Consider the following 25,085-nt stretch of genomic DNA (forward strand, 5'->3'; position numbering starts at 1 on the left):
CGCCGACGTGGCCGGGCGCGGAAATCTGCGCACAATGCCGCAGGCTTCCCTCACATCGACGACAAAGTCCATGGCCGAACACTCGAACGCCCCGCTCGCCAGCCTCAGGATCGAGCGCCCAAGCCCCACGGCGACCGGCCGCCGGCGCCGCCTGCCCTGGCGCTGGATCGTGGCCGGTCTGATCGTGCTGGCGGTCGCCGCCGCCGTGCTCGCGCCCCGGCCTCCCGAGGTGCAGCTGGCCTCGGTACAGCAGACCACGCCCTCGCAGCAGTATGCGCAGCTGACGGCCTCGGGCTATGTGGTCGCGCAGCGCCGCGCCGCCGTCGCCTCCAAGGCCAGCGGCCGGCTGCTCGAGCTGACGGTGCGCGAGGGCAGCGTGCTCAAGAAAGGCGAGCTGATCGCGCGCATCGATGCCAGCGATGTGCAGGCCTCGATCGCAGCGGCGGCCGCCGGCGTGCGCCTGGCCGAGGCCGGCGCACGCCAGGCCGAGAGCGCGGTGCAGCAGGCCCGGGTCGAGCAGGCCAATGCCGAGGCCGAGTACCGGCGCAGCCAGGACCTGCAGGCCCAGGGCTTTGTCTCGACCCAGGCGCTGGAAGCCCTCAAGCGCCGGCTCGACGCTGCCCGCGCCGGCCTGGCCTCGGCCCAGGCCGGTGCGGGCTCGGCCCAGGCCGGTGTGCAGCAGGCCCAGGCCCAGCTCCATCTGCAGCAGGTCAACCGCGATTTCACCGAGATCCGCGCGCCCTTCGACGGCGTGGTGCTGGTCAAGAACGCCAATGTCGGCGACATCATTACGCCCTTCTCCAACGCCGCCGGCTCGCAGGGCGCGGTCGTCACCATGGCCGATCTGAGCACCCTGGAGGTGGAGGCCGATGTGTCCGAAGCCAGCCTGGCCAAGGTCAGCGCCGGCCAGCCGGTCGAGATCACGCTGGACGCCCTGCCCGGCCAGCGCTTCGCGGGGCAGGTGGCCGGCATCGTGCCGACCGTCGACCGGGCCAAGGCCACCGTGATGAGCAAGGTGCGCTTCGAGCAGCTGGACGCGCGCATCCTGCCGGAGATGAGCGCCAAGGTGGTGTTCTTGTCGCAAAAGCCCACGGCCGCCGAGCTGCAGCCGGTGCTGGCGGTCAAGCCGAAGACGCTGAGCGAGCGTGATGGCAAGACCTGGCTCTTCAGGGTCAAGCGCGAGGGCGACAAGGAGATCGTCGAGGCCGTCGAGGTTCGGCGCGGGCGCACGCTGGGGGACTTGGTCGAAGTGAGCGGCAGCGGCCTGAAGTCCGGCGATCGCCTGGTGCTGGAGCCGCCGGCCAAGCTGGAGAGCGGCGGCGTCGTCACGCTCGCCGCCAAGCCATGAGCGACGCGCCGGTGCTGATCAGCATCGAGGGCCTGTCCAAGGCCTACCGGCGCGGTGCCCAGCAGATCCCGGTGCTGCTGGACATCGCGCTGCAGGTGCGGGCCGGCGACTTCGTCGCGCTGATGGGCCCCAGCGGCTCGGGCAAGAGCACCTTGCTGAACCTGATCGCCGGCATCGACCAACCCACGAGCGGGCGCATCGTGATCGGCGGCGTCGACATCGCCACGCTCAGCGAAGGCCAACTGGCCGACTGGCGGGCCGCCCATGTGGGCTTCATCTTCCAGTTCTACAACCTGATGCCGGTGCTGACGGCGCTGGAGAACGTCGAGCTGCCGCTGCTGCTGACGGGGCTGTCGGCGCGCCAGCGTCGCGCCCATGCCGAGGCGGCGCTGGCGATGGTCAGGCTGCAGGACCGCATGGATCATTACCCCAACGAGCTGTCGGGCGGCCAGCAGCAGCGCGTCGCGATCGCGCGGGCCCTGGTCAGCGACCCCAGCCTGATCGTCGCCGACGAGCCCACCGGCGATCTGGACCGCACGACCGGCGCCGAGGTGCTGGACCTGCTGGAGCAGCTCAACCGCGAGCTCGGGAAGACCATCGTGATGGTGACCCATGACCCCAAGGCCGCCGCGCGGGCGCGCCGCCTGATCCATCTGGAAAAGGGCGTGCTGGTGCCGGACGAGGCGGCCACGGCGCTGAACGAGCGGCCATGTTCATCCTGAAGCTGCTGCTGCGGAACGTGTTCTTGCGCCACAAGCTGCGCAGCGCGCTGACCCTGGTGGGCCTGGTGGTGGCGATCTCGGCCTTCGGCCTGCTGCGGACCATCGTCGACGCCTGGTATGCCGGCGTCGAGGCCAGCAGCAGCACGCGGCTGGTCTCGCGCAGCGCGATCTCGCTGACCTTCCCACTGCCGCTGAGCTATGCGCAGCGGCTCAAGAGCGTAGGCGGCGTGGCCAGCGTGTCCTGGGCCAACTGGTTCGGCGGCATCTACATCACCGAGCGCAATTTCTTCCCGCAGTTCGCGGTCGAGCCGGCCAGCTATCTGGCCCTGTATCCCGAGTACCGGCTCAGCGACGAGCAACGCCTGGCCTTCATCCGCGACCGCCAGGGCGCGGTGGTGGGCCGCAAACTGGCCGACAAATTCGGCTGGAAGCTCGGCGACCAGATCCCGCTGCGCGGCACCATCTACCCCGGCACCTGGACCTTCACCCTGCGCGGCATCTGGGACGGCGCCGATGCCAAGACCGATGAGAGCCAGATGCTGTTCCACTGGGGCCTGATCAACGAAAGCCTGCGCAAGCAGTTGGGCAATCGGGCCGATGCGGTGGGCGTCTACATCGTCGGCATCAGCGAGCCGCAGAACGCCGCGCTGATCTCGCAGCGCATCGACGAGCAGTTCCGCAACTCGCTGGCCGAGACCCTGACCGAGACGGAATCGGCCTTTCAGCTCAGCTTTGTCTCGATGAGCGAGGCCATTCTGGTGGCGGTGCAGGCGGTCAGCCTGATCATCGTCGTCATCATCATGGCGGTGATGGCCAACACGATGACGATGACGGCCCGCGAGCGCCTGGCCGAGTACGCGACCCTGAAGGCGCTGGGCTTCGCGCCGGCCTTTGTCGCCCGGCTGCTATTCGGTGAAAGCCTCTTGCTGGCGCTGCTGGGCGGCCTGCTGGGCCTGGCTGTGACCCTGCCGCTGGCGGCCGCCTTCGCCAGCGCCGCCGGCACGCTGTTCCCGATCTTCCGGGTCTCGGCGCTGACGATGGCGCTGCAGCTGCTGGCCGCGCTGGTGATCGGCTGCGTTGCGGCCGCCTGGCCGGCCTGGAAGATGAGCCGGATCGATATCGTCAATGGGCTCAGGCACGTGGCATGAAAGCCATTCCCTTGTCCTACATCGCACGCAACCTCTGGGTGCGCCGCGTCACGACCCTGCTGACCGCCGGGGGCATGGCCCTGGTCATCTATGTGTTCGCCACCGTGTTGATGATGAGCGAGGGCATACGCAGCACCCTGGTGGCCACCGGCCAGGCCGACAATGTGATCGTGCTGCGCAAGGGTGCCGGCGCCGAGATCAATAGCGGCATCGCCCGCGGCCAGGCCGCCATCGTCGAGAGCCTGCCGGGCATTGCCAGCGCGGCCGGTGGCGGCTTGCTGCTGAGCAAGGAGCCGGTGGTGCTGAACAATCTGCCCAAGCGCGGCAGCGGCAAGCCCAGCAATGTCACGGTGCGCGGCACCTCGGCGCTGGCCCTGCAGCTGCGGCCCAAGGTGCAGCTGGTCGAGGGCCGCATGTTCAGGCCCGGCAGCTCGGAGATCATCACCGGCCGCGCGGTTGCCGGCGGCTTCCAGGGCGCCGGCCTGGGCGAGACGCTGCGCTTTGCCGGTCGCGACTGGCGGGTGGTCGGTGTGTTCGATGCCGGCCGCAGCGGCTTCGACTCAGAGATCTGGGGCGACGCCGAACAGATGCTGCAGGCCTTCCGGCGCGAAGGCTTCTCGACCCTGGTGCTGCGCCTACAGGACAGCGCGCAGTTCGACGCGCTGAAGAGCGCCATCGAAGCCGACCCACGGCTGCAGCTGGAGGCCAAGCGCGAGATCCAGTTCTATGCCGAGCAGAGCGAGGCGCTGGCCACCTTCATCTCCATCCTCGGCACGGCGCTGTCCATCATCTTCTCGATCGGCGCCATCGTCGGCGCGATGATCACGATGTTCGCCGCCGTGGCCCAGCGCACCGGCGAGATCGGTACCTTGCGCGCGCTGGGCTTTCGGCGCGGCGCGGTGCTGATCGCCTTTCTCGGCGAAGCGATGCTGCTGGCCCTGGTGGGCGGTGTGATCGGCCTGGGCGCGGCGGCGCTGATGCAGGCCGTCGATGTCTCGACCACCAATTTCCAGACCTTTGCCGAGCTGGCCTTCCAGTTCAAGATGACCACCACTATCGTCTGGCAGACCCTGCTGTTCGCGCTGCTGATGGGTGTTGTCGGCGGCTTCATCCCGGCCTGGCGGGCCGCCAGGCTGAAGATCGTCGACTGCCTGCGCGAGGCTTGATCAGGATGGTGGGGCGCTCTGCGCGGTGAAGTAAAGGAGGAGGCCGAAGGCCGGGGGACATGAACGGCGCATAGTGCCCCACCGTCCTGATCAAAGCTCAGGCCAGCGCAAGCGCACCGGGATTGATGCCGGTCCAGCGCCTGAAGGCGCGGCGGAAATTGGCGGCGTCGTAGAAACCCAGCTGCTGGGCCACGGCCTCGCTGGCCTGGCCTTGCAGGCCCAGCAGATACAGGGCCACATGGCTGCGCACCTGATCGAGCTCGGCCTGGAAATGGGTGCCATGCTGGGCCAGATGGCGCTTCAAGGTGGCGGGGCTGATGCCGAAGGCGGCGGCCGCCGTGTCCAGACTGGGCGAGCGGGTCAGATCGCTCAATAGCTGGTCGTACAGCGCCGCCAGCAGGCCGCGCCGCGCGCTGGCCGGGTCGGCACCCTGGGCCAGCGCACCGGCGGCCAGGGCGCTGCCGGCCAGCGAACTGCCGTTCATCGTGGGCCAGGGTTGCTGCGCCAGCGCGAGATCGATGCGCATCGCGTCGACCTGGCAGTCAAAGCGCAGCGCGCCGCCCAGATAGACCACATGCTGGGCCGGGTCGCGCGGCCGCGTACGGTTGAAGCTGTAGCGCCAGGGCAGGCGCTGGCCGGCCAGCTGCTCGCACATCGCGCTGACCGCGCTCATCTGCTGGTCCACCAGGAAAGCGCGCTGGGCCGGCGGGGCACCGCAGGCCTCGGTCCAGTAGAGCAACAGCTCGGAGCCGCTGCACAACAGGCGCGGCGTCAGCAGCGGGCTCAGCCGGCCGGCATGGCGCACCAGCAGCCGCAGCGCATCGAGCAGGCAGGCCGATTGCTGCAGCGCCTGGCTGGCCAGGCCGTAATGGCCCGGCAGGCTCAGCCGGCCGATCACGAAGGCGCTGTCGGCACCACAGGTCTGCAAGGGCGCCAGCAGGGCCAGCAGCTGGCGCGGGCTCAGCAAGGCCTGACCCTGCTTCACCTGAGCCGTCGCCAGCCAGGCCGGCAGGTCCAGCCCGCGGCTGCGCGCCAGCTCGGCCAGCAAGGCACCGTGGTCGGCCCAGGCGATGCAGGCGCTGTCGAGCTGATAGGGCACTGTCGACGGCGGGCCGGGCTCGGCCACCAAGCCCAAGGGCCGCAGCGCGGCAATCTGCTGGGCCAGCATCGTCATCAAGCCAGCCGGCCGGCCAGCTGGGCCAGCAGCTCTTGCGGATCGGTCGGGCCCGCAGTGCCGACGCGGGCCATCAGCACCGGCAGCCGCAGCCGCTCGCCGCCGGGCAAGGGGTAGGCAAAGCCGGCCAGCGCCTCGCGCAAGACCTGGCCCTCGCTATCGCCATGGCTCTGCGCCAGACCCGGCAAGAGCACGATGAAGCGGTCGCCGGCATAGCGGCACAGCAGCGCATCGCCACGCAAGTGCAGCAGCAGCAGCTGGGCGGCGGCCTGCAAGAGCCGGTCGGCCTCGGCCAGGCCGTGGCGGCGCGCCACCGCCTCGAAGCCCTGCCAGCCCAGCATCAGCAGGCTGCCCTCGCGGCCCTCGGCGCGCTCCAGCAGCAGCTGCTGCGCCATATAGCCGGCATCACCCAGCTGGGTCAGGCCATCGACGCGGCGATGGTCGCGGAACAGGCGCTCGCGCTGGTGCAGCTGGGCGTTCAGCACCAGCTGCTCGCGGCGCCACTGGTGCAGGCCGCAGGTCAGCAAGACCATGCCCAGCGGGGTCAGCGTCGATTCCAGCGCGTTGTCCCACAACACCGATTTCGGCAGCACCCAGAACTCGTCCAGCGTGTCGACAAAGCCGCCCAGCAGCATGCCCGCCAGACCCAGGCACAAGAGGCTGGTGACCGGGCCGGCCGGCCGGCTGGCGCGCACATAGACCAGCCAGACGCCCACCATCAGCGCCATGCCGCCCTCGCCGACAATGTCCAGCCAGACCCATTGCGCCAAGGGTCGCGCCTGGCCCTGCTGCGCATAGAGCCAGAGCAGCGCCGCCATCAGCAGCAGCAGGCTGTGGCCGAAGGCGTGCAGACCCAGCACCGGGGCCTGGGGCAGCGAACGCAGCCGGCGCGGCAGCAGCGAGGCGAGGGAAGAAGCAATCGACATGGCCTCGCGATGCTAGTGAGGCTTTGTGACAGACCGTCATCTGTGGCCGGGGGGAGTCATTTCAGCTCGGCGCCGACCCCGATCTGCGCTGCTTGAGCCGGCGTCCAGGCGGGCCGGGCGCTTGTCACGGGACTGCCATGCGGCCTGCCTAAGGTGCGCCCCATCCCTTTGCTTTGCAGCCTCCTCCTGATGAACACGACACCCCGACTCAGCCTGCTGGCCCTGTGCCTGCTCAGCGCCTTCAGCCCCGTCCAGGCCCAGGACAGCAAACCGGCCGAAACCCTGGACCGCGTGCTCGTCACCGGCCAGGCCGCCAATCTGCGCAGCGCGCTGGCCAAGCAGCAGGCCGCGCAAGGCATCGTCAACATCGTCCATGCCGACGCGATCGGCCAGCTGCCCGACAACAATGCCGCCGAGGCGCTGGCGCGTTTGCCGGGCGTCTCGGTCGAGCGCGACCAGGGCGAGGGCCGTTTCATCCGGGTGCGCGGCCTGGGGCCGGACTACAACGCCGTCACGATCAACGGCGCCACCATGCCCGCGTCCGAGGCCGACCGCCGCGCGCCGGGCCTGGACGTGGTGCCGGCCGGGCTGATCCGCTCGCTCGAGGTCAGCAAGACCCTGACGCCCGAGCAGGACGCCAACTCCATCGGCGGCAGCGTCTCGGTCAACACGCTGTCGGCCTTCGATCTGGCCGGTCGGCTGTTCAGCGTCGAGCTGGGCGCCAACCATGATGCCAACGCCGGCAAGACCCGGCCCCGCGGCTCGCTGACCTTCGCCGACCGCTTCGCCGGCCAGCGCCTGGGCGTGGCGCTGGCGCTGTCGGCCGACCAGCGCCGTTTCGCCAGCGACAACGTCGAGACCGGCGGCGCCTGGGACGGCGACAAGCTGGAGGAATTCGAGCTGCGCCGCTACGAGATCACGCGCGAGCGCGTCGGCGCGGCGCTGAATCTGGACTACCGTCCCGCGGCCGGCCAGCAGTTCTACCTGCGCGGCTTCGCCAGCCGCTTCAGCGACCGGGAGCAGCGCGAGTCGCTGGGCATCGCGTTCGAGGACGCCCAGGCCAGCGGCGCCAGTGGCGCGGCCGAGGCGGTGCGCAGCCTGAAGTCGCGCACCGAAACCGCCAAGACCCTGGCGCTGAGCCTGGGCACCGAGCTGCAGCTGAACGAGGCCTGGCGCCTCTGGGCCGAGACGGGCCTGGGCCGCGCCAGCGAGCAGACCCCCGACGGCATCGCCGGCGCGGGTTTCGCGGCCGAGTTCGACGGGGTCGGCTTCGTCGGCGGCAAGCGCCCGGCCTTGCAAGGCCCGGCCGCAGTTCGCCAGGACAGCAAGGCCTACGAGCTCGACGAGATCGAGCTGGAGAACAGCCACGCGCGCGACCGCGTGCGCCATGCCAAGCTGGACCTGCAGCGCGAATTCGATCTGGCCGGCGGTGCCGAGCTGACGCTCAAGGGCGGTCTGAAGGCCACGCGCCGCCACAAGAGCGGCGTCCAGGAGACCTACAAGTTCGGTGGCGGTGATCTTGGTGATCCCACGCTGGCCGAGCTGACGACCGGCCGCGACCTGCCCTATGCCTGGGGCAGCTTCGGCCAGGGCATCTCGGACCCCAAGCTGCGCCGGCTGCTGGAGGGCCTGGACCGCGGCGACTATCGCGACGAGATTGATTCCAGCGTCAACGACTTCGAGATGCACGAGGACGTGAACGCCGGCTATCTGCAGCTGGGCTACAAGCAGGGCGCGACCGAGCTGCTGGGTGGCCTGCGCCACGAGCACCTCGCCTTCCGCGCCGACGGCACGGCCTCGGTGGACGATGAGTTGCAGGCCAGCCAGGCGCGCACGCGCAGCCGTCACTGGCTGCCCTCGCTGCTGCTGAAGCAGGGCCTGTCCAAGGAGCTGCAGCTGCGCGCAGCCTTGACGAACTCGGTGCTGCGTCCGAGCTTCGGCCAGCTCTCGCCGGGCCTGGTGATAGACGGCGACGAGGCCGAGCTCGGCAACCCGCTGCTGAAGCCGCTGCGCTCGCGCAATCTGGATCTGGGCCTCGAGCGCGCGCTGGGCCGCGACGGTGCGCTGTCGGCCTATGTCTTCCACAAGTCGATCCGCGACTTCGTGTTCCAGACCGATCTGGCGGGCAGCCCCGGCTGGGAAGATTTCGACGAGGTGATCAGCTACGCCAACGGCGGCAAGGCCAGCGTGCGCGGCGTTGAACTGGCCTACAGCCAGGCGCTGCGCCAGCTGCCGGCGCCTTGGAACGGCCTGGTGGTCGGCGTCAACGCGACTTTCGTCGACTCGAAGGCCGCGATTGGCGGGTTCAAGGACGGGCAGTGGCAGCAGCGCCAGATCAAGCTGCCCAGCCAGAGCGACCGCACGCTGAACCTGAGCCTGGGCTGGGAAGGCCAGGGCTGGTCCACCCGGCTGGCGCTGAATCACAAAAGCCCCTATCTGCTGGAGGTCGGCGATGTATTCGACGCCGGCAAGGACCTGAAGGTGGATCGCCAGAACCAGCTCGACTTCTCGCTGCGCTACCAGATAGCCCGCCGCTGGCAGCTCAGCCTCGAAGCCCTGAACCTGACGAACGAGCGCTACTACGTCTACCAGGCCGACAACAAGGCCCGCAACGCGCAGTACGAACAATATGGCCGCAGCATCAAGCTGGGTGTGAAACTGGCGCTGGACTGATGACACCGATGACGATGAAAAGAACCTTGCTGGCGCTGGCCCTGCTCGCCACCGCCACACTCAGCCCGGCCCAGAGCCTGCAGCTCGACAGCAAGGGCCTGCGGTTGCTGGACGCCCAGGGTCAGACCCTGCAAGACCTGAGCCTGCGCGCCAAGCGCTGGGACCAGCGCGCCCTGCCCGACGGCAGCCGCCTGGCCCTGCTGCAGGACGCCGACAGCGCCGAGCTGCTGCTGGTGCGCGCGCGCCAGGGCCGGCTGACGGTCGAGGCCCGCTGGCCCGGGCCGGGCTTCGCGGTCGAGCAACTGTGCCTGTACCGCGATGCGCAGCAAGGCCTGCTGCAGGTCTTTCTGCTCGGCGAGCGCGGCCTGAGCGAGCAATGGCTGCTGCACGAGGGCCGAGCCCTGCCGCTGCGCCGCCTGGCCACGCCGCTGGAGCCGGCCGCCTGCCGGGTGCGCGACGACGAGGCCCGTCTCTACATCGCCGAGCCCGGTGTCGGCCTGTGGGCCTATGGCGCCGATGCCGAGAGCGAGGGCCGGCAGTTGCTGCAACACCTGCCCGAGGCTGATGAAGACCGGGCCGCCCGGGCGCTGGGCGACTGGCTGGCCAGCCATGCCGAGCAGCCGCGCGCTGCCCTGCCCATCGTCCTCGCCCAGGCCCAGACCACGCCTGTGGCCAGCCCCGGCGACGCGGCCGACGACCCGGCCATCTGGGTCCATCCGCGCCGCCCCGCCGACAGCCGCATCCTGGCCACCGACAAAAAGCGTGGCCTGGCGGTCTATGACCTGCGGGGCCGCGAGATCCAGTTCCTGCCGGTGGGCCGCATCAACAATGTCGATCTGCGCCAGGGCCTGCGCTACGGGCCCGGCAAGACCCTGGGCCTGGCCGTCGCGACCCAGCGCGACGAGGCCGGCCTGGTGCTGTTCGAGATCGGCAGCGGCGGCCGGGTGCGCGAGCTGGCGCGGCTGCCGACCGGCCTGTCCGACATCTACGGCGTCTGCAGCGGCCGCAACGCCAGCGGCGGGCTCGATGTGTTCGCCAACGACAAGGATGGCCGCGTGCAGCAGATCCGCCTGCTGCGTGAGCGGCACCAGGGCAAGGACGCATGGCGGGGTCAGCTCGTGCGCGAGATCCGGCTGGCCAGCCAACCTGAGGGCTGCGTGGTCGACGAGGCGACGCAGCAGCTGTTTGTCGGCGAGGAGAAACGTGGCGTCTGGCGCTTGGCGCTGGACCGCGCCGACAGCCTGCCCGAGCTGGTGATACCGGTGGGCGCCACGCTGCAGGCCGATGTCGAGGGCCTGGCCATTTATCAGGGTGGGCCCGGTCGGCGCTATCTGATCGTCTCCTCGCAGGGCAATGACAGCTACGCGGTGTTCGACGCCGACGCGCCGCATGCGCCGCGCGGCGCCTTGCGCATCGGCATCAACGCCGGCCTGGGCATCGACGGCGTGTCCGAGACCGATGGCCTGGATGTCAGCGCTGCCAATCTGGGCGGTGGTGCCTACGCCGAGGGCCTGCTGGTCGTGCAGGACGGCCGCAAGCGCCTGCCGCAGGGCACGCAGAACTTCAAGCTGCTGGGCTGGCGCGAGGTGGCGAAGACGCTGGGGCTGCGCTGAGGCTTGCGCGGCCGCCGTGCATGGGCCAGTATCAGGCCATGACATCGCCCCTCACCTACCCCCGTGGCTGGAGCACCGCCCTGCTGCTGAGCCTGAGCAGCCTGCTGGCCTGCGCCACCGAACCGCTGACCAAGCCGATTGGCAAGTCCATGAACAAGCCTGCCCAGACCAGCGCCCAGCTGCACGCCGAGATCAAGACCCTGATCGGCGACGCGCCCTGCGACGACGGCTCGCAGTGCCGCACGATCGCGGTTGGCTTCAAGGCCTGCGGTGGGCCGGGCAGCTATCTGGCCTGGTCGACCAAGAATGTCGACGAGGCCCGGCTGAAGGATCTGGCGCAGCGCCAGACGGCCGCTGAGCAAGCCGAGAGCCAGCGCGCCGGCATGATCTCGGACTGCCGCCTGGTCACCGACCCCGGCGCGGTCTGCCGCGCCGGGCGCTGCGTGCTGGGCACGGGCAGCGGCGGCGGCAGCAGCGCGAAATAGCGCAGCCATGAAAAAGGCCGCGAGCCTGTCGACTCGCGGCCTTGGCAAGACCTGCCCCCGAGAACGGAGGCAGCGGTCTGCTGATCAGTGCTGGTTGGCGCCCTGGCCCTTGGTCGGGCTCAGCTCGGCGCTGGCCGGAACCGGGGCAGCGGTGTCGACCGACACCAGGGTGCTGGCGACCGCGGCACCACCGACCACGTAGTACACCGCCCCCAGATGGCGGGTGCCGGCGGCCAGGCCGGACCAGCTCAGCGTGGCCGAGGCCGTGCCGCCCACCACCGCATTGCTGGGCATCAGCACGCGGAAGTTGCCACCGGTATCGCTGCTGCCGACCACCCAGGACGACAGCGTGTAGTCCACGCTGGCCGCCCCGTCGGCGGGCTCATAGCTGACCGTGCAGACCTTGTAGTTGCCCGCAGCCGGAGCCGTCAGTGTGATGACCTCGTTGGAGCCGCCATTGCCGCTGTAACCGACCTGGGTGCCGGCCGCATTGACCATCACCAGATCCAGATCATCCAGGCCGCCGGCCTGGAAGCCCGAGGTGTCCTCGTTGTACAGCGCGAAGCGCGCCACCATGGTGGCGGCCGGGATCGCGACGTTCTGAACCTTGACACCGGCGCCGCCGCCGGCCGCGCAGGCCGCTGCCACCGTGGCTGCGTTTCCGGTGTTGGTGCCAGCCACCGAATCCGCACTGCGGGTGGCCGGCTTCAGGCCTCCCTTGAGCGTGCTCGATGCGCCGGCATAGCCAGTGCCGATGGTCATCACGCGGTTGCCGCTGGCGGTCTTGGCCGACACCGAGGCCGGCGCCGCGACCAGCTGCGCACGTGCGGTCACCGGGCTGCGCACGCTGTGGACGCCGTCGCTCCAGGTCAGCGAGCCATAGTTCCAGGCGTTCTGCGCTGCTGTCGTGCGGGTCAGCTTGACCGAGAAGCTCTTGCTCTCACCGGCCGCCAGGTTCAACGTCGACGGCGTGACCACCGCGTCGAAGCCCGGCACCGCGATGCTGGCGTTATAGGTCGAGGCCTGGCCCGAGACATTGGTCACCGTGCGGGTCAGCGTGATGCTGCCGAACACGCTGGCCGCGGTCAACGAGGGCAGATTCAGGTTGTAGGGCTGGATGCTGCCGATGGTGCCGCAAGCCACGCCGCCCGGCGGCGTGACGCCGACGCCGCACAGGAACTTGTTGTAGTCGGCTGCTGCGATGTCATAGACCAGACCCGGATCGGCCGCCTTGGTGGGCTGGGCGAAACCTGCGCCCTGGCCCCAGGGCAGACGACCCTGCTGCATGCCGGTCAGTGTGTTGACCACATCGATGCCGGTGGTCATCAAGGCCGAGCGGATCGCCGCCGGCGACCAGCTGGGGTGCTTGTGCTTGAGCAGCGCGGCCATGCCGGCGATGTGCGGGCTGGACATCGAGGTGCCCGACAGCAGCGACCAGTCGGGGATGGCCTCGGTGGTGCCGGCGACGATGCCGTCGCGGTCCGCATAGCTGTAGGCCGGCGTGTAGGCCGCCAGAATGGAGGTGCCGGGCGCCGTGACATCGGGCTTCAGCACATTCAGATTGCCCTGGTTGGGGCCGCGCGAGGAGCCATCGGCCATCGCCGGGGCGGCGACGCTGAGATCCTTGATGGCCTGCAGATTGCCCAGGCCGCCGGTCGCGCTGCCGACATTGGCCGCCATATAGGCCTTGATCGCATCGCCGTCGGCCGCCGTCACATGGACGGTGGACAGCAGATGGCCCTGGTTGATGATGGTGTTGTTGCCACCGGCCACGTTCGCGATGATCACGCCGGCCGCACCGGCATCCTTGCCGTTGGCGCTCTTGTTGACCAGCACATTGTTGCCGCGGTTGCAGACCAGCAGCTTGCCGGCGACCTTGGCCGGGTCCAGCAGGCTCTTCTTGACCCAGGGGGCGCCGCCCACGACGGCGTTGGCGTCGGCCATGCCGAAGCATTCCTTCAAGCGCGCCTGGTCGCTGACCGACAGGCCGTCGATGCCGGCGTTCTCGGCCAGGATCAGATCGCTGCTGGGCGTGGCCGGGTTGCTCGAGGCGCCGACGTAGCTGGCGCCATTGCCCAGCGTGACCGTGCCGGCGAACAGGCGGTCGTGGGTGGAATTGCCCACCGTGGTCATCCACGGGCCGAGGTGATTGACCTGGTTGGCCGGGCCGCTATTGCCGGCCGAGGCGGCCACAAAGATGCCTGCATCGGTCGCGCCCTTGAAGGCCACATCAACCGGGTCGGCGATATTGGTAGCCGAGCCGCTGATCGAGTAGTTCAGCACATGGACGCCGTCGGCGATCGCGCGGTTGATCGCGGCGATCGAGTCGGCGCCGTAGCAGCCGTTGGCATGGTCGGGCCAGCGCGGATCGGGGCGGGTGGTGGCCGGGTCCAGACGCGACCAGCAGACCTTGTAGCTGGCGACGCGGGCGCGCGGAGCGATGCCGGCGATGCCCTCGACCTTGCTGGCGCCGGTGGCGAAGCCGCCGTCCATATAGCCGGTCACATTGGCATTGCCGGCGGCCGTGCTGGCCACATGGGTGCCGTGACCTCCGTTATCGCGCGGCGAGACGAACTCGGACGGGTGGATCTTGAAGGCCGGATTGATGGAGCCGTCGGGCAGGCTGATCACGCTGCGGAAGGCCCGCGCACCGATCAGCTTGTTATTGCAGTTCTCGGGACCGAAGCCTTCGCCGGTCTCGCAAACGCCTTGCCAGTGGGCCGGCGGCGGGCCATAGACCAGGGCGCCGGCAGCGTCGAAAGTGGGCACGCCATTGGCGTCCACCTTGTCGGCGAAGGACGGGCTTTCCGGCCAGATGCCGCCGTCGATGACGCCGACGATGATGTTCTCGCCGGCACCGGCCTGGCTGGTCGTGCCGGTCGGGCCGCCGAGCTGCGACCACAGGCCGCCGGGCTGGGTCAGACCGATGAAGCCGGGCGTGTAGTTGGTGTCGAGCTGGCGCGGCTCGTCCAGCGTGACGGCGGCCACCGCCGCATTGCTCAGCAGGCTGCGGGCCTCGGCCTCGGTCAGCAGGGCGGCGAAGCCGTTGAAGGCCAGCTTGTAGTCATACAGCTTGTGCATGGCCGGCAGCGTGGCGGTGATCTTGTTCTGCTGCTGGTCCAGATAGCTGATATAGGCCTGCACGTTGGCGGCCGACGCATCCAGGCGCGTGCCCTGAGCCGGCTTGGTCGCGGCCAGACCGGCGACGCCGCCGGTATAGGAGGCGGCCGGCGCGGCGGCCAGTTGCACGATATAGGGGCGACGTGCCTCCTGGGCGACGGCGGCAGCGGTCAGGCCGGTCAGCAGCACGGCAGCGGCCAGGCGGGTCAGCCGCGGGTTCGAGCGAATCTTCATGGGATGGTGTTCCTTCTTGGTGACGCGGATAGCGACCAGGGTGTGTTCAGCGGGCGGCCTGGCGACGGCGGATCGCGCCGATGCCCACGAGGCCGAGAGCCATCAGGCCCCAGGTGGCGGGCTCGGGCACCGCCGTGACGTTCAGGTTGTCCAGCGCGAACTGGGCCTGGCGGCTGCCGTCGGCCACGCAGTCGCCGCCGAGATTGATCAGGCAGGTCGAGACGCGCAGCTCGGTGAAGTTCAGCGCCGCGAAGGCACCCAGCGAGGCAAAGCTCGAGAAGTGATAGCGGTTGTCCTCGCCCTGGCCGGGCAGCAGGAAGCTGGTTTGATAGGTCTGGCCGCCGGACACGCCGCTCAGCACGATACGCGCGAACTCGACATCACCGGTGGAAGCCACCACGGGCGCGACAAAGGAGGCATCAAAGCTGCTCAGCTTGAACGCCAGGCCGGCGCCATGGCTGATGGCCAGCGCGCCGTCATTCAGGCCGAGGTAGTAGTTGCCGGCGGCGCCGAGCGGGCAGTCCGCGACCACGCAGCTGTCGGGAAAGCCGATCGCGCCGGCAGCGCCCTGGCCGAAAGGATCCAGTGCCGTCAGCGTGAAGCCATGGTGGCTGAAGGACTCGTCACCTGCAAAGATGGACGAGACCAGGTTGTCGATCTCCGGGCCGTCAAAGTCGATCACCGCAGCCTGCGCGGATGACATGGCGGCGCAGGCGGCGAACACCGCCGAGACCAGCGCCTTGCTGACAAATTTCTTCTGCATCGAAAACCTCACTCTGTGACCAATGATGATGGTGTTGTTTCGCACCGCGGTGTGGCATGTGACGAGGCCCCGGCGGTACCAGGGCTCGCGCAGTCGATCGTGATCGCTTTGCCGTTCAACACCGAGTGCGGCAATCCACCCCGCTCCGTGTTGAGCGCTGGATTCTGGCCGTGACAAATTCACTTGAAATCCCCACTTGCCCACCCCCGCAGGCTAGGGGGAGGCGGGTTTTCACGGAGCTGTCATCAAGTCCCGGACGGGACGGATCGGTTATAGCGGCGCACTCGCCGCCGAGGCAGCGGGGTCAGGTTTTGCCGCGCCCTCGGCCGCAGCGGCGCTGAACAGCCAGTCGCTGGCGCGCGAGGCTTGCTCGCCATCGGGGCTGATGCGCCGCAGCAGTGTCTGTTCGGCGCGACTGTGAACCGCGTGGAAACCCTGGGGATCGGTCGGCGCCGGCACCAGCACCCAGTCCGGCTTGCCGGTCATCGGGTCGACATAGGCACGGCGCAGATGGTGGCGCGGCTTGATGCCGCGCCGGTCGACCAGCAAGTCCTCGAAGCTGCGCGGATGGCTGCCGACCGCGCCGGCCGCCGCGCCCGCTGCGGCATCCTGGCCGGGCGCAGTCGGCACGCCGGCCTTCAGATAACTGGCGATCGCGCGCGCGATCTCCTGGCCGCGGAACTCCAGCTCGCGCTCGCGCTCGCGCTGCGCCGCCGTGGTCCAGCTCTGCCCCAGCGCCGCCATCGCGGCGGCCGTGATCGCCACGAAGAACAACATGCCCAGATAGGTAAAGCCCTGCGGCTGCCGGCTACCAGTCCGCATAGAGCCGCCCATCGCTGGCGCGGCCGGCCGCGCCGCTGCGCACATCGTAGAGCTGGCCCTTGATCTGCGCGTCGGGCGGCGGCCCCAGCTCGACCCAGGCATCGCGCGCACCGGCCACCGGGTCCTCGGGAATCTCGCGCAGATAGCGCGCGCTGGCCAGCTCCTCCAGCGTGTCGGGGTAGCGCCCCTTGTCGGCAGCGAACTGGTCGATCGCGTCGCGCATCACCGTCAGCGAGCTGCGCAGCGCCGTCTCCTTGGACTTCTCCAGGCTCAGGAAATAGCGCGGCGCGGCGATCGAGGCCAGCAAGGCGACGATGGCCATCACGACGATCAGCTCGATCAGCGTAAACCCACGGCTGCGCTTCATCGCCTCACCAATCCCTGTAGCGGCTGCCGTCGAGCCCGCGGCGCTCGGACTGCGAATAGACATCGAAGACATCGCGCCCCGGGCGCGGTTCGTCGGGCGGACTGTCGGCCGCGCGCAGGCCCCAGGTCTGCGCCGGCTCCAGCGTCGCCTCGGCAAAGGGGTCGCGCGGCAGGCGGCGCAGGAAATAGAGCTTGCGGCCCTCGGGCGATTTCGCATCGGGCACGCCGCGCACTAGATCCATCAGCTCATGCGGGTAGCCGCTGTCCTCGGGGCTCAGCTGGATCTGCCCGGCCTCGGCCGCGCGCTTGTAGGCATCGAGCCCGCCACGGATCTGGCGCAGCGCCTCGCGCAGCTGGAACTCCTGGCTGCGCTGCACCGAGACCTGCAAAAGCGGCCGCGCCGCACCGGCCAGCACGGCCAGCATGGCCAGCACCACCAGCATCTCGATGAGCGTGAAGCCGCGAACGCGCATGGCGGTATCAGCGCGCAGCTTCGACCGCGACCATGCCCGTGCCATCCAAACGCACCGGCGGGGTTTCGCCATTCAGGCCGGCGGCGCTGAGCGCGCCGACCCCGATATTGACGACCTGGCCGGCCGCCGCCGGCAGCACGCGCAGCACCAGCACCCGCTCGCCACGCGGCGTCAGCTCGAAGGGCAGGCGACCGGTGGCGGCCGTGCCGGCGCTGGCCTGGGCCGGCTGCAGCTTGCTTGGGTCGAACTCGATCTCGCCCTTCACCGAGAAGGCGCTGTCATGCTTGAGCGTCACGCTGACGACGCCGCCGGCCGCCACCTGGGGCGTCACGTCCAGCTTCAGCGCCACCTCGGCCTCGGCCGCTGCCGGGGCCACCGGTGTCGCACTGGGTGCCGTGCTGACGCTGCCAGGTCTTGCCTGGGCGCTGCCCGACAGGCCGACACCGGCACGCGCCTCGTTGCGCATGCGGCTGCTGTAGGCGCCGGGCATCGCATCGGTGCCGCCGGGCAGGCGAGTCAGGCCGGAGTCGGGCAGGGCCAGATTGCGCACGATGCGCGGCGTGATCAGCATCACCACCTCGGTCTTGTTGCGCGTGTCGGTCTGCACACCGAACAGCCGCCCCAGCACCGGCAGCGTCGACAGGCCCGGCACGCCATTGGCGGTGCGGCGGTCCTCGTCATTGATCAGGCCGGCCAGGATCTGGGTCTCGCCGTCGTTCAGACGCAGCGAGGTCGAGGTCAGCCGGGTGCCGATCTGGTAGGCCACCGAGCCGGCCGGGCCGGACACCTGGCGGATCAGATTGCTGACCTCCAGGCCGACCTTGATGATGACTTCGTTGTCCAGCTGTATCGTCGGCTCGACATCGAGCTTCAGGCCCACGTCCAGATAGGTCACCGAGGCCGAGACGCCGACATTGACCGCCGAGGTGGTCGTGAACACCGGCAGCTTCTCGCCGATATGGACCTTGGCCTTCTCGCGGTTGCGCACCCGCAGCTTCGGGTTGGCCAGCAGATTGACATTGCCCGAGGTGCCGCGAACGGTGGCGACCAGGGCCGGGTTGGCGACGCTGGCGCGGAAGTTGTCGCGCTGACCCAGCGCCACCTGGCCGGTCACGCCGGGCAGGCCGTACTGCACCTCGCTGGGCCATTGCAGGCCCAGCGCGTCGACACGGTCGGTTGCCAGCTCCAGCACTTCGACCTCCAGCATCACCTCGGGCTCGGGCAGGTCCACCGAGGCGATCAGCTTCTCGACCAGACGCATCACCTCGGGCGTGTCGCGCACCACCATCAGGTTCAGGCGCTCGTCGATATGGATGTCGCGCACCTTGGCAATGGTGCGCACCATGGCCTGCACCTGCTTGACGTCGGCATTGGTCAGGTAGAGGGTGCGGGTGATCAGCTCCTGGTGCTCGCGCTGCTTGCCCTGGGTGTTGGGGAAGATCAGCACCGAGCTGTCGTTGAGCAGCTTGCGGTCCAGCTGCTGGGTCGACAGGATCACGCGCATCGCCTCGTCCATCGATACATTGCGCAGAAACACCGTGACCTTCGCATCGGCGCGCACATCCTTGTCGAACACGAAGTTGACATTGCTGCTGCGCGCCAGGGCCTCGAAGACCTGGCGCAGCGGCGCCTCGCGGAACTCCAGCGTCACCGGCTTCTGGAAGGCCGCGCCGAGCTCGCCGGTCAGCGCCTCCAGCGGCCGCGCCTGGGCGATCTGCGCCAGCAGCAGGCGGGCGCCCGGGTGACTGGGCGTCTCGGCCACGATCTCATGGGCCAGCGCCTCGGCGCGCGTCAGCCGGTTCTCGCGCAAGTGCCGGCGGGCTTCGGCCAGCTTGCTCTCCTGGCTCTGGCCACGGGCGATCTCGGCCTCGAACCAGACCAGGCGCGGATGGCGCGGGTCGAGCTCGCGCAGGCGCTGCACCGCCTCGCGGGCCTCGTCCCAGCGGCCGGAAGCCCGCAGGCCCTCGATCTGCATCAGCAGCCGCGCATTGAGCTGCTCGCGGGTGCGCATCTCGGCGGCGCGCAGCGCGGCGTCGGTGGGCGTCTGGCTCAGGGCTTTTTCCAGCACCGCATGGGCCTGGGGCAGCTGGTTGGTACGGGTCAGTTCCTCGGCCTCGCGCAGCACCGGGTTGGCACAGCCGGCCAGGGCCATGATCAGCAGCCAGGCAAGTCGGTGGGATCGCAGGGTGGACATCATGAGGGACGGAAGGTGATGGTTTGGGACTGCTGGCCGGGCAGCCAGAGCAGACCGAGTCCGTTGGGGCCGACGCGCTCGACCCGCCACTGGCCGTCGATCACATCGCCGGCCTTGGCATTGAGGCTGCGGTTGCCGGCCGACAGCAGGGCCTGGCTGACGCCGCCCTCCTCCAGTCGACCGATCAGCTGGTAAGGAAAAGCCGGGGCCACCGGCGCTGGCGCGGCCTCCGGAGGTGGCGCCGGGGCCGGTGGCGGCGCGGGTGGCGGCGGTGGCGGCCCCCAGGCGGCCAGCTGGGCCTGCGGGGCCTCGGGCCAGGGCGCGCGCTCGACCTGGGCCCAAGGTGCCCGGGACGGCGGCGGCGCCGCGCTGGCCGCCGCTGCTGCCCCCGCCGTTTTCGGGCGCGCCAGCGCCACCGGCTCGTCGGCCGTCTCCTCGATCTGGGCCGCCCACATGGTCGCGGCCAGGGCCGCCGCCAGCGCGGCGGCCAGCAGCACCTGGCGCGGCGTCACCGATTGGCTGGGGCCACTCATGGCTTGCTCCCGTCCACACTGTGATGCCGCGCATGCAGCGACCAGACCAGCTCGGCATCGATCTGCGCGGCGGCCGGGCTGGCGCGGCGCAGCTTCAGGCTGTCCAGGCTCAGCGCCGGGTCTTGGCGCAGCGCCGCTTCGATAAAGCCGCGCAGCTGGGCATAGCCGCCTTGCACCGGCATGCTGACGCGCAGCCGCTCCAGGCCGGCCGTCGCATCGATGCTCAGGCGATGTTCGGTGCGGCTGCTGAGCAGCCCGGCGCGCAGGCCCTGCTCCAGCAGATCGGCCAGACGCTGCTGGCGCTGGTCGGCATCGGGCAGGGCCAGTTGCCAGCTCTGCAGCGTGGCTTCGGGGCCGGCACCGCTGGCGCGCTGCAGGCGAAGCTGGCGCTGCAGGCGCTCGGCCGTGGCCTGCAACTCGTCGCTCTGGGCCTGCCAGCGCTGGGTCAGGCCCAGCTCCAGCAGCGCCGCCAACGCGAGCGCGGCCAGCCCCAGCAGGCCGGGCCAGCGCAGCGCGCGCAGCGATTGCTGCATCGAGGCGATGCTCATCATCTTCATGGCTGGGTCACCGGTTTGGAGCGCGAGACGCGCGGCAGATCGTCGCGCAGCAGCTCGGGCCGCAGCTTGGCGCCCAGATCGAAGCGCTGGCCCACCAGCCCCTCGCCGGCGGTCTGGAAGCGGCTCAGCACCACATCGGTCCAGCCCGGCGCGGCGCTCAGGCGCTCGACCAGCTGCAAGGCCAGGGCCTGATCGCCGGCCAGCCCGTCCAGGCGCAGCTCGCGGCGCAGCGCCGTGTAGTCCAGGCCCAGCCAGCTGATGCCCTGCTCCGGCGGCTCACCCATGCCGGCCTGCTCCACATGGCTCAGCAGCGGCCCCCAGGGCGTTTGCAGCAGCGCCTGCACCTCGGTGGCGGCGCGCAGCCGCTCCTGGTCCAGCACGGCCTGGGCGCGCGCGGCACCGCGCTGGGCGGCCGGGTCGAGTCGCGGCGGGGCTGGCTGGCGCTGCAGCTGGGCCGACAGCGCGGCCACGCGCTGCTGCGCGGCGCCCAGCTGCTCACGGCTGTCCCAGGCGCTCCACAAGGCGGTGGCCAGCACCAGCGCGCCGCACAGCGCCAGCGGCCAGCCCAGCCGCGAGCGCGGTGCGCTGTCGGCGGCGAAGTCGGGACGCGGCAGCGCACCGCGCGGCTGTGCCGGCGGCTCAAACCAGGCCGGCTTGGGTGCGGCCGCATCCAGCGGCGCCAGCTGGCGCACACCCGGCAGCGCCGGCATCTGGGCGGTATCGAGCCCGTAGCCCTGCAGCAGCACCTGCGTCGCCGCGTTGCTGGCCTGGCCCTTGATCTCGGCCAGCGCCTCATGCAGGGCCAGCACGGTGGGCGCGGCCAGGCGCTGGTGGCGCAGCTCATGGACCACGCCGGCACGCAGCGCCAGCCAGCTCAGCAGGCCGCCCTCGACCCAGGCCAGCGCCGCCTGCGGCGCGCGCAGCCAGTCGGGCTGCTCGGCCGATACGGTCTGCAGCACCGCCGCCCAGGCCGGACGCAGGCCGCGCAGGCTGACCTGGTGCGCGTCCAGGCCCTGGCGCAAGGCCTGGAGATCCAGCCCGTGCAGGGCGCTGACGCCCGCCGCGCCCTCCACCCGCCAACCGGCCAGCGCCCAGCGCTGCGCGGCCGCGCCGAAATAGTGGCCGAAAAGCTGGCGCGCATAGGCCTGCAGCGCGGACTCGTCGGCCAGCGGCAGACCCGGCTCGCAGATCAGATGCTGCAGCAGATGTTCGGAGGCCACCAGCTCCAAGGCCCGGCCCGCATGCGCGGCGGGGTCCAGGCCTTCGGCCGTCAGCCACAGCAGGCTGGGCTTGGCGACGCGGGCACCCAGACCCCGGCGCCAGCGCAAGACCTGACCCTTGAGCCCGTGACCCTTGATCCCCGGGGTGCTATTCATCGAGGGTGACACGCTCGAGTTCCTCGAAAGTGGTGACGCCGCGGCAGACCGCCTCGAGCGCCATCGCGCGCAGCGGCTTCATGCCGCGGGCACGCGCGGCTTCCTTGATCTGCGACATCGGCGCGCGCGCCGCGATCAGGTCGCGCAGGCCATCGTCGAGCTTCAGCAGCTCGGCCACCGCACGCCGGCCGCGATAGCCGCTGCCGCGGCAATGGCCGCAGCCCTCGCCGCGCATGAAGCGATGGCCGGCGTCGGGCTTCAGGCCATGGCGGGCCAGGGTCGCGGCCTCGGGTTCGTAGGGCCGGGCGCAATGGCTGCAGTTCAGCCGCACCAGACGCTGGGCCAGCACCGCGTTAAGTGCCGAGACCACGTTGTAGAGGTCCAGCCCCATATGCATGAAGCGACCGATCACATCGAAGGCATTGTTGGCATGGACCGTCGAGAACACCAGGTGACCGGTCAGCGCCGCCTGCACCGCGATCTGGGCGGTCTCGGCATCGCGAATCTCGCCCACCATCACGCGGTCGGGGTCGTGGCGCAGGATGGAGCGCAGGCCGCGCGAGAAGGTCAGACCCTTCTTCTCGTTGACCGGGATCTGCACGACGCCGGCCAGCTGGTACTCGACCGGGTCCTCGATCGTGATGATCTTGTCGGTGCCAGTGTGGATCTCGGCCAGCGTAGCGTACAGGGTGGTGGTCTTGCCGCTGCCGGTCGGGCCGGTCACCAAGAGCATGCCGTGCGGCTGGCGCGCCTGGGCGCGGATCGCGGCGCGTTCGTCGGCATCAAAGCCCAGCGCGTCCAGCGTCAGCTGGCCGCCGGCCTGCTCGATGCGGGCGCGGTCCAGCACCCGCACGACCGCGTCCTCGCCGAACACGCTGGGCATGATGGAGAGGCGGAAGTCGACCTCGCGACCCTGCACCTTGAGCTTGAAGCGGCCATCCTGCGGCAGTCGGCGCTCGCCGATGTCCAGCTCGGACATCACCTTCAGCCGCGACACCAGCTGCTCGGCCACCGCCGCGCCCTCGACGGTGCGCACCATGGCCATGACCCCGTCGACACGGAAACGTATGACCGCACCGCGCACCGTGCACTCGATATGCACATCGCTGGCGCCGTCCTGCAATGCGTCGTACAGGGTGGCGTTGAGCAGGCGCACGACCGGCGAGGCCTGCTCGGACATGCGCAGCGCCGACAGCTCCTCGGTGCCGGCGCCGGCCTCGCCGGTGGCCACCGCTTCCTCGACATCGGAGAGCGCGCGGAAGTCCGCCTCGCCCGCGCCCAGCCAATGCTCGACCGCGGCCGCCTCGCAGCGCAGCCAGCGCACCGGCTGCTGCAGCCTCGTCTCTATGCTTTGCAGCAGCAGCGCATCGGGGTCGCGCTCGGCCAGCAGCATCGCGCGGCCGCCCGCACCGACCGCCAGCACCGCACGCCAGCGCTGCGCCTGGGCCTGCGGCCAACGCTCGAAGTCCAGATGCCAGGGGCCTTGCTCGGCCGGCAGGAAGTCCGAAAGGGAATGAACGACGGCGCTCACTGGACTTGCTCCACCAATTGAAAGATCGGCAGATACATCAGCACGATGATGCCGCCGATCAGCACGCCCATGACCAGCATCAGCGCCGGGTTGATGGCCCGGGTCAGCAGCTCGGTCAGGCGCACCGCCTCCTCGTCATGAAAGGCCGCCGCACGCTCCAGCATCGCCGGCAGCTCGCCGCTGCGCTCGCCGACCCGCACCATGCGGCGCGCCACCGGCGTCGCCAGGCCCTGGTCTTCCAGCGCATCCGAAAAACGTCCGCCCTGGGCCACCTGCTCGGCCGCTGCGGCCACCGCCGCGCGCCAGGGCAGGGCCACGACGCCCTCGACGATGCGCAGCGCCGCCAGCACCGGCACACCCGAGCCCAGCAGCATGCCCATGCTGCGGTACAGCCGCGCCAGCGCGAGCACGCGCAATCTCGGGCCGAGACCCGGCAGGGTCCACAGCGAGGCCTGCAGGCGCTGCCTCAGGCCGGCATGGCGCCACAGCGCAAGACCCGACCCCAGCATCAGCGCGAGGCCACCCAGCACCAGCAGCGGCTGGCTGCCGGCCGTCTGGCCGAAGCTGATCAGCGCGCGCGAGGCCCAGGGCAGCTCATTGCCCAGACCGTCCAGGATGCCGGCAAAGCGCGGCAGCACGAAGAGCAGCAGAAACAGGATCACCGCGCCGCCGACCAGCAGCAGCATGGCGGGATAGACGCAGGCCGCGATCAGGCGCGAGCGCAGACTCTCGACCCAGGCCAGGTAGCGCGCGTGCTGGGCCAGCGCGGCGCTGAGCTGGCCGGTGCGCTCATTGGCCGCGACGATGGCGCAGACCAGCTCGTCGAAGGCCTGGGGCTGGGCTTGCATCGCGGCCGACAAAGGCCGGCCCTGCTGCACCGCCTCGATCACACCATCCAGCGCCGCGCGCACGGCCGGGTTGGCCTCCTTCTCGCGCAAGGTGGTCAGCGCCTCCAGCAGCGCGATGCCGGCATCCAACAGCACGGCCAGCTCCTGGCTGAAGAGCTGCAGCGGAAAGCGCTTGCCGCGGCCGCCGCGCTTGGGGCGCTCGGCGCCCCCTGACAACTCCTCCACCTCCAGCAGATGCTGCGGCGCGACGCCGGCCAAGCCGGCCAGCGACTGCCGGTCCGGCGCCTCGATGCGCCGCGACTGCACCCCCAGCTGGGGATGAAAGATACGGATCTGGTACTGCGGCATGGAGGGCGCGAGCGATCTCACCAGTTGGTCAGATCGGCATCCTCGCCTTCGCCGCCGGGGCGGCCGTCGCGGCCCAGCGAGAACAGATCGTAGTCGCCATGTTCGCCCGGCGAGCGGTACTGGTAGTCATTGCGCCAGGGGTCCTTGGGCACGGCCTTGCTCAGATAGGGCCCGCCCCAGCGCGGCTCCTCGCCGGGTTTGCTGACCAGGGCCGCCAAGCCCTGCTCGGTGCTCGGGTAGCGGCCGACCTCGATGCGGTACTGGTCCAGTGCCTTGGACAGGCCGTCGATCTGCGCACGCGCCGCCTTGACCTCGGACTTGCCGATCTGGCCAAAGAACTTCGGGCCCACATAGCCGGCCAGCAGGCCGATGATGACCATCACCACCAGCAGTTCCAGCAGCGTGAAGCCAGCGGTCCGGCTTGCAGGGCTGTGTGACGAATTGAAGACAGGGGATCGTGACATGACAATTTGAAAACTGAGCCGGCGACTATTCCACGCCGATCAGAGGCTCGCAATCAGGGCTTGCGCTCCCCGTGTTCGCGGTGGGACTCCGCAATGTAACGGCCAAAAATGACAAATGGCCCGAGCACCGGCCGCAGCAAGAGCGTCACAAGAACGGCACAATGCCCCCCAGCGCCAGCGCCTCGCCTTTGGCCGAGGTGC

At 70.1% G+C, this 25,085-nt stretch carries 21 protein-coding genes; 7 read left to right on the forward strand and 14 right to left on the reverse strand.

Annotated elements, in window-relative coordinates:
- Positions 1-70: 70 nt before the first annotated feature.
- From O5M90_RS14480 to O5M90_RS14495, 4 genes are read left to right on the forward strand one after another with little or no spacing between them, the layout of a single operon-like run.
- The gene (locus O5M90_RS14480; protein WP_269839296.1) at positions 71-1,348 is read left to right on the forward strand and encodes an efflux RND transporter periplasmic adaptor subunit; all 1,278 of its coding nucleotides are present in this window, start codon (positions 71-73) and stop codon (positions 1,346-1,348) included.
- Positions 1,345-2,070 carry an ABC transporter ATP-binding protein gene (locus O5M90_RS14485; protein ID WP_269839297.1) on the forward strand — a complete coding sequence of 242 codons (726 nt, stop codon included), beginning with the start codon at positions 1,345-1,347 and terminating at the stop codon, positions 2,068-2,070. Before O5M90_RS14480 ends, O5M90_RS14485 begins: the two co-directional genes overlap by 4 nt.
- Positions 2,058-3,218 carry an ABC transporter permease gene (locus O5M90_RS14490; RefSeq protein WP_269839298.1) on the forward strand — a complete coding sequence of 387 codons (1,161 nt, stop codon included), beginning with the start codon at positions 2,058-2,060 and terminating at the stop codon, positions 3,216-3,218. The genes O5M90_RS14485 and O5M90_RS14490 overlap by 13 nt, the downstream gene beginning before the upstream one ends.
- Entirely contained in the window at positions 3,215-4,384 is a 1,170-nt protein-coding gene (locus O5M90_RS14495) for an ABC transporter permease (protein ID WP_269839299.1), read from the forward strand. The genes O5M90_RS14490 and O5M90_RS14495 overlap by 4 nt, the downstream gene beginning before the upstream one ends.
- A gap of 97 nt (positions 4,385-4,481) precedes the next feature.
- On the opposite strand, the gene O5M90_RS14500 is transcribed toward O5M90_RS14495, so the two are convergent.
- Together O5M90_RS14500 and O5M90_RS14505 are read right to left on the reverse strand one after the other, a co-directional pair.
- Positions 4,482-5,558 (reverse strand): AraC family transcriptional regulator, encoded by a 1,077-nt coding sequence (locus O5M90_RS14500; RefSeq protein ID WP_269839300.1) that lies wholly within the window; start codon positions 5,556-5,558, stop codon positions 4,482-4,484.
- Entirely contained in the window at positions 5,558-6,484 is a 927-nt protein-coding gene (locus tag O5M90_RS14505) for a GGDEF domain-containing protein (protein ID WP_269839301.1), read from the reverse strand. The genes O5M90_RS14500 and O5M90_RS14505 overlap by 1 nt, the downstream gene beginning before the upstream one ends.
- Positions 6,485-6,673: 189 nt before the next feature.
- On the opposite strand from O5M90_RS14505, the gene O5M90_RS14510 reads away from it, so the two are divergent.
- The 3 genes from O5M90_RS14510 to O5M90_RS14520 are packed head-to-tail and all read left to right on the forward strand — an operon-like array spanning position 6,674 to position 11,255.
- Positions 6,674-9,157 (forward strand): TonB-dependent receptor, encoded by a 2,484-nt coding sequence (locus O5M90_RS14510; RefSeq protein ID WP_269839302.1) that lies wholly within the window; start codon positions 6,674-6,676, stop codon positions 9,155-9,157.
- 8 nt (positions 9,158-9,165) lie between these two features.
- Positions 9,166-10,770: a phytase gene (locus tag O5M90_RS14515; protein ID WP_269839303.1), complete on the forward strand. Its 1,605-nt coding sequence runs from the start codon at positions 9,166-9,168 to the stop codon at positions 10,768-10,770.
- 38 nt (positions 10,771-10,808) lie between these two features.
- Complete coding sequence (locus O5M90_RS14520; protein WP_269839304.1) at positions 10,809-11,255, forward strand: hypothetical protein; 447 nt, start codon at positions 10,809-10,811, stop codon at positions 11,253-11,255.
- 84 nt (positions 11,256-11,339) lie between these two features.
- Here the strand turns inward: O5M90_RS14520 and O5M90_RS14525 are convergent, their stop codons facing one another.
- The 12 genes from O5M90_RS14525 to gspG form a co-directional block, all read right to left on the reverse strand.
- Positions 11,340-14,609: a S8 family serine peptidase gene (locus O5M90_RS14525; protein WP_269839305.1), complete on the reverse strand. Its 3,270-nt coding sequence runs from the start codon at positions 14,607-14,609 to the stop codon at positions 11,340-11,342.
- A 46-nt stretch (positions 14,610-14,655) separates the two neighbouring features.
- Complete coding sequence (locus tag O5M90_RS14530; protein ID WP_262968853.1) at positions 14,656-15,372, reverse strand: NF038120 family PEP-CTERM protein; 717 nt, start codon at positions 15,370-15,372, stop codon at positions 14,656-14,658.
- 270 nt (positions 15,373-15,642) lie between these two features.
- Positions 15,643-16,194, reverse strand: a complete 552-nt coding sequence (locus O5M90_RS14535) for a hypothetical protein (RefSeq protein ID WP_137942554.1) — start codon at positions 16,192-16,194, stop codon at positions 15,643-15,645.
- Positions 16,181-16,561: a type II secretion system protein gene (locus O5M90_RS14540; protein WP_137942553.1), complete on the reverse strand. Its 381-nt coding sequence runs from the start codon at positions 16,559-16,561 to the stop codon at positions 16,181-16,183. Before O5M90_RS14540 ends, O5M90_RS14535 begins: the two co-directional genes overlap by 14 nt.
- A gap of 4 nt (positions 16,562-16,565) precedes the next feature.
- Positions 16,566-17,033 carry a type II secretion system protein gene (locus tag O5M90_RS14545; RefSeq protein WP_137942552.1) on the reverse strand — a complete coding sequence of 156 codons (468 nt, stop codon included), beginning with the start codon at positions 17,031-17,033 and terminating at the stop codon, positions 16,566-16,568.
- A gap of 7 nt (positions 17,034-17,040) precedes the next feature.
- Positions 17,041-19,227 (reverse strand): secretin N-terminal domain-containing protein, encoded by a 2,187-nt coding sequence (locus tag O5M90_RS14550; protein WP_269839306.1) that lies wholly within the window; start codon positions 19,225-19,227, stop codon positions 17,041-17,043.
- A complete protein-coding gene (locus O5M90_RS14555; protein ID WP_269839307.1) occupies positions 19,227-19,760 on the reverse strand; it encodes a hypothetical protein in 534 nt (177 codons plus the stop codon). Before O5M90_RS14555 ends, O5M90_RS14550 begins: the two co-directional genes overlap by 1 nt.
- Positions 19,757-20,317: a GspMb/PilO family protein gene (locus tag O5M90_RS14560; RefSeq protein ID WP_269839308.1), complete on the reverse strand. Its 561-nt coding sequence runs from the start codon at positions 20,315-20,317 to the stop codon at positions 19,757-19,759. Before O5M90_RS14560 ends, O5M90_RS14555 begins: the two co-directional genes overlap by 4 nt.
- Complete coding sequence (locus O5M90_RS14565) at positions 20,314-21,693, reverse strand: hypothetical protein (RefSeq protein ID WP_269839309.1); 1,380 nt, start codon at positions 21,691-21,693, stop codon at positions 20,314-20,316. The genes O5M90_RS14560 and O5M90_RS14565 overlap by 4 nt, the downstream gene beginning before the upstream one ends.
- On the reverse strand, positions 21,686-23,224 hold the full coding sequence (locus O5M90_RS14570; RefSeq protein WP_269839310.1) for a GspE/PulE family protein: 1,539 nt from the start codon (positions 23,222-23,224) through the stop codon (positions 21,686-21,688). The genes O5M90_RS14565 and O5M90_RS14570 overlap by 8 nt, the downstream gene beginning before the upstream one ends.
- On the reverse strand, positions 23,221-24,441 hold the full coding sequence (locus tag O5M90_RS14575) for a type II secretion system F family protein (protein WP_269839311.1): 1,221 nt from the start codon (positions 24,439-24,441) through the stop codon (positions 23,221-23,223). Before O5M90_RS14575 ends, O5M90_RS14570 begins: the two co-directional genes overlap by 4 nt.
- Positions 24,438-24,884, reverse strand: coding sequence for a type II secretion system major pseudopilin GspG (gspG, locus tag O5M90_RS14580; RefSeq protein WP_269839312.1), 447 nt, complete (start codon positions 24,882-24,884; stop codon positions 24,438-24,440). The genes O5M90_RS14575 and gspG overlap by 4 nt, the downstream gene beginning before the upstream one ends.
- Between the last annotated feature and the right edge of the window lie 201 nt (positions 24,885-25,085).

The organism is Paucibacter sp. M5-1, assembly GCF_027498415.2.
In the GTDB taxonomy this organism is placed as follows: domain Bacteria; phylum Pseudomonadota; class Gammaproteobacteria; order Burkholderiales; family Burkholderiaceae_C; genus Roseateles_E.